Genomic DNA, 491 nt, shown 5'->3' on the forward strand with positions numbered 1-491 from the left:
TGTAAAAGGCGTGATCGAGAAGTATATCCAGATTTTTATGATCTAGAACGAAAGATTGTTCTAGATGCTAAATATAAGAAACTTGAAGATACTGTAAAAAGGAATCAACCGTGAGGACTTATTCCAGCTGATTTCCTATTCTTATATTTTAAAAGCTGAAAAAGCTGGACTAATTTTTCCTAGTGTAGAGCAGTCAGTAAATAGTGAGATAGGAAAACTAGCTGGCTATGGAGCTCAATTGAAGAAGTGGTCTATCCAAATCTCTCAGAATGCCTCATCTTACAATGAATTTTGTAAAATGATGGAAAATTCAGAAGAAAATTTTAAAGCAATTATTGATGAGGAAGTGGGGAGAAAGTAATCTCTTCACTTTTTTCTATTTATATAAACAATTCCCGAACAATATAATTTGATTGTTAAAAATATTTGACAAAAACTGTACTTTAGTTTATAATAAATTAAGGAAACGTCGGAAAAAGGCGTAGTGATGC

General features: G+C 31.6%; 1 pseudogene. It reads left to right on the forward strand.

Annotation, left to right across the window (positions count from 1 at the left end):
* A pseudogene (locus SORDD16_RS10890) lies at positions 1-361 on the forward strand (5-methylcytosine restriction system specificity protein McrC); the annotation flags it as partial.
* Between the last annotated feature and the right edge of the window lie 130 nt (positions 362-491).

Origin of the sequence: Streptococcus oralis (assembly GCF_001578945.1) — a bacterium.
In the GTDB taxonomy this organism is placed as follows: Bacteria; Bacillota; Bacilli; order Lactobacillales; family Streptococcaceae; genus Streptococcus; species Streptococcus oralis_Q.